Annotated in this window: 3 protein-coding genes; all 3 read right to left on the reverse strand. The window is 72.0% G+C overall.

What is annotated here, in order from left to right:
* Window positions 1–207: 207 nt before the first annotated feature.
* The 3 genes from ABT085_RS45030 to ABT085_RS45040 all read right to left on the reverse strand — a co-directional run bounded on the left by ABT085_RS45030 (window position 208) and on the right by ABT085_RS45040 (window position 3,548).
* On the reverse strand, window positions 208–1,320 hold the full coding sequence (locus ABT085_RS45030; protein ID WP_351622659.1) for a right-handed parallel beta-helix repeat-containing protein: 1,113 nt from the start codon (window positions 1,318–1,320) through the stop codon (window positions 208–210).
* Between the two features lie 63 nt (window positions 1,321–1,383).
* Window positions 1,384–2,415 carry a pectinesterase family protein gene (locus ABT085_RS45035; RefSeq protein WP_351622662.1) on the reverse strand — a complete coding sequence of 344 codons (1,032 nt, stop codon included), beginning with the start codon at window positions 2,413–2,415 and terminating at the stop codon, window positions 1,384–1,386.
* Window positions 2,416–2,420: 5 nt separating this feature from the next.
* Window positions 2,421–3,548 (reverse strand): pectinesterase family protein, encoded by a 1,128-nt coding sequence (locus tag ABT085_RS45040; RefSeq protein ID WP_351622665.1) that lies wholly within the window; start codon window positions 3,546–3,548, stop codon window positions 2,421–2,423.
* Window positions 3,549–3,664 lie beyond the last annotated feature (116 nt).

The following is a 3,664-nucleotide window of genomic DNA, read 5'->3' on the forward strand; positions in this document are numbered from 1 at the left end:
TGGACGGGCCGGCCGGGGCGGCGCCGGCGCCGTAGCGGCCGGCACCGGCGACGGCACACGCCGCGGCGAGCGCCGCGAGACGAAGTGACTTATGCATGACACGAGTTCTACGCGCGTCGCCCTGGTGGGCGCGAGACCCGTTGCCTGATCGATATCTCCCTCACAGGCAAAAAACGGGTCAAGCGCCCCGGAGTCGACGGCACTTCGTCAGTCCATGGTCGCGCCGATGGTGCTGCTGCCCGTGGTCAGGAACGTCGTCACGGGCAACGCACCGCCGGACTGGCGGGAGTTGTACGTGGTCGTGGCGTCCGTCGACTTGAAGGCGGGGGTGCTGATGCCGCTGTCCCAGTTGTTGCCGGCCGAGACCACCGAGGAGCCCTTGGAGACCGAGCCGCTGCCGCTGCCCACGGCCAGGTTCTTGCCGAGGCGGGCCGCGCTGGTGGCGAAGTAGTAGCCCCAGTTGCCGTTGGCGTAGGCGGTGGAGCGGTTGATGACGATGGCGCCGGTGTTGGAGTTCTCGGTGAAGCCGTTGCCCTTGTTGCCCCAGGCCGCCGAGTTGTTGACGACATGGGCGACCACCTCACCGTCGCCGCCCAGCTTGTAGCCGTTGCCGTCACCGGCGAAGGCCGAGTCGGACCAGCGGTTGACGCCGTTGCCGAAGGACCAGGTGTGCTCGACGGTGACGGGCGAGGAGAAGGACCAGAAGTCGATCCCGTCGTCCGAGTTGTTGTAGAGGCGGGCGCCGGTGATGAGGTTGCCGGAGCCGGAGCCGAACTTCACGGCGACGCCGTCGGCGTTCTCACCGTGGTTGGCGGCGTCGTAGTTGCCGTAGCTGTCCAGGTACTTGACGGTGTTGTTGACCGTGCCGTCGCCGGTGAGGGTGAACCCGGAGTCGCCGCCGTCGATGGTCTTGATGTCGGTCCAGTTGGTGCCGGTGCAGGACTGGCAGACGACCGCGCTGTCCGGGGAGTTCTGGAAGGTGATGCTGGAGACGTTCCAGTAGTCGGCGGTCAGCTTGAAGATCCAGTCCCCGTCCGGGAGCGAGGAGCCGTCGATCTTGACGGTCTCCGAGCCGTACGCGGTCAGTGTGACCGGGGCGGAGGAGGTGCCGTTGACCGTGGACTGGAGGGTGGCCGTCGGGTAGTAGGTGCCGCCGCGGACCTGGATGACGGTGCCTGCGCCGGCGTTCTTGATGGCGCTGGTCAGATCGGTCACGTTGCTGACGACCACGGTGGCGGCCTGGGCCTGGGTGGGGAGGACCGCGAGGCCCGATCCTAAGGCCAGGGCGGCGGTGAGGGTGAGAGCGGTACGACGGGACATGGCGTGCGGTTCCTTTCGCCGTGCGGCTGTGTCGGGTGAGGGTGCTGGGGACGTCATGGGCGGTCACGGGCGGCCGTGGGGCCGCCAGTCGCGCAGATAGGTCCGCGGGGTGTGCTCGGCGGCCTCCCGCGCCGTCAGCTGCGGCCGGTTCTCCGGGACCGTGATCACCGCGCCGGGGCCGGAGTCGGCGTACTCGCGAAAGCGCATGGTCTGCCACGGGTAGGCGTCGCGCATGTTCGTGTACGGGGCCACCGCGTCGATGCCGGGGCCCAGCCAGGTGTCCCGGACCACCAGCGAGGGCCACGCGGTCGTCTCGTACGACGGCACCCAGGGCCGGGCGAGCTTGTAGGCCGCGTCCTCGGCGGCCGAGGTGACCCGGCAGCGGACGGCGAGGAATCCGTAGGGGTTGGCGCGGGCCGTGGCGGGCGCGAAGACCATGCCCTTCGGGGTGAAGGCCACCTCCCGTCGCAGGGTGTGGAACCGGCAGCGTTCGAACACGGCGGTCGCCCGGCCGAAGACGAAGTCGACGTCGCCCTCGATGTGGCAGTGACGGAAGTACTGGCGGTCGAAGGCGTCGAGGGCGGTCGTGTCCGCGAACAGGGTGTCCTGGTGGGCCAGCAGGCGGACGTTCTCGAAGGACGAGCGGTCCCCGGTGACGTAGGCCGCGACCGCCTGGGTGCCGGTGATCTCCGGGTGGTCGGCGCGCAGCCAGTCGTTGGCGAGGGTCAGGTCGCGGACGGTGAGACCGGGGGCCGCCGAGGTGAAGGTGGCGGATCCGGCCGTGCCGTACGTGCCCGAACCGTCCGGCCGCTGGGTGCCGTTGGCGCGGTCGAGGACGATGACGGTGTCGCGCGGGTCGCCGGTGGCGCCGCGCAGGGTCAGCTCCGCCGCGTCGGCGGGGACGGTGACGGCCTCGCGGTAGGTCCCCGGGTGCACGACGATCGTCCGGCCCGGCCGGTCCACCCGGTCCACGGCCCGCTGCACCGAGTCGCCGGGGCGTACGTGCAGGACCCGGCCGTCGTGGGCCGCGGCAGGGCCGGCGGCCACCGGGACGAAGGCGCCGGCCAGGCCGGTGAGGAGGGTGCGTCGGCGCATGTCCGTCAGCACTCCTTCCAGGGCGCCCAGTCGCCGAGGTAGACCTCGCGGGTCGCCGACCGGGCTTCCTCGTGGGTGAGTTGGGGCCGGTTCTCCGGGACCGTGATCTCGGCGCCGGGACCGTTGTCGCGGTACTCGGCGAACCGCTGGTCCTGCCACGGGTAGGCGGCCGACATGTCGGTGTAGGGCGCGACCGCGTCGATGCCGGCGCCCAGGTGGGTGTCGCGGACGGTGAGCATGGGGCGGGCGGTGGGGTCGGAGCCGGGCACCCAGGGACGGGCCAGCTTGTAGAAGGCGTCCGGGGCCGCACTGCCGACCCGGCTCCGGCTCACCAGATAGCCGCACGGGTTGGCGGCCGCGGTGGACGGCGCGAACACGAAGCCGTAGGGGGCGCCGGCCAGATCGGTGCGGTCCAGGGTGCGGAAGTGGCAGTTCTCGTAGACGGCGGTCGCCCGGCCGAAGACGAAGTCGACGTCGCCCTCGACGTAGCAGTGGGCGTAGTACTGGCGGGCGAAGGCGGTCAGGGCGCGGGAGTCGGCGTACAGCGTGTCCTGGTGGCCGAGGAAGCGGCAGTGGTGGAAGGCCGAGCGGTCGCCCTGCACCTTGATCGCGACGGCCTGGGTGCCGGTGACGCCTGGGTGGTCGGCGCGCAGCCAGTCGTTGGCGAAGGTGATCCAGCGGGCGGTGAAGCCGTCGGCCTGCACGGTCGTGGTGGCGGACCCGGTGGTGCCGTAGGTGCCCGAGCCGTCGGGCCTGGGTGTGCCGGCCGCGTTGTCGTACACGATCACGACGTCCCGGGGGTCTTGCGAGGCGCCGATCCAGGTCGTCCCGGTGCGGGTGGCGTCGACGGCGACCGTCTCCCGGTAGGTGCCGGGCGCGATGACCAGGGTCCAGCCGCTGCCGGCCGCGGCGGTCACGGCGGCCTGGACGGTGGTGAAGTCGCCCCGCCCGCCCCGGTCGACGTACAGGGTGGCCGGGGTGGCGCGGTCGGCCGGTGAACCGTAGCGGCCGAAGGGGCGGGGGCGGGCCGCGGCCCGTGCGGGGGCCGGGGTGAGACCGAGGGCGGCGCCCGCGCCGGCGCCCGCCAGGAGGAAACCCCGGCGGGAGAGAGAAAGGGGGAGGTGCGAGGGCATACGGCTGCTCCTTCGCGGTGCGGCTCGTGCGGGTCGGGTGGTGGGAGGGAGGAGTCGGGTGATGGGAGGGAGGAACGGAGAGGGCGGAGGAACGGAGAGGGCGGGAGGTGCGGGCC

The organism is Streptomyces sp. NPDC002265 (genome assembly GCF_040296125.1).
GTDB lineage: Bacteria > Actinomycetota > Actinomycetes > Streptomycetales > Streptomycetaceae > Streptomyces.

Excerpts from the sequence above, each read along its gene's own strand:
- ABT085_RS45030 (WP_351622659.1), bottom strand. The coding sequence starts at position 1,320 with ATGTCCCGTCGTACCGCTCTCACCCTCACCGCCGCCCTGGCCTTAGGA.
- ABT085_RS45035 (WP_351622662.1), bottom strand. The coding sequence starts at position 2,415 with ATGCGCCGACGCACCCTCCTCACCGGCCTGGCCGGCGCCTTCGTCCCG.
- ABT085_RS45040 (WP_351622665.1), bottom strand. The coding sequence starts at position 3,548 with ATGCCCTCGCACCTCCCCCTTTCTCTCTCCCGCCGGGGTTTCCTCCTG.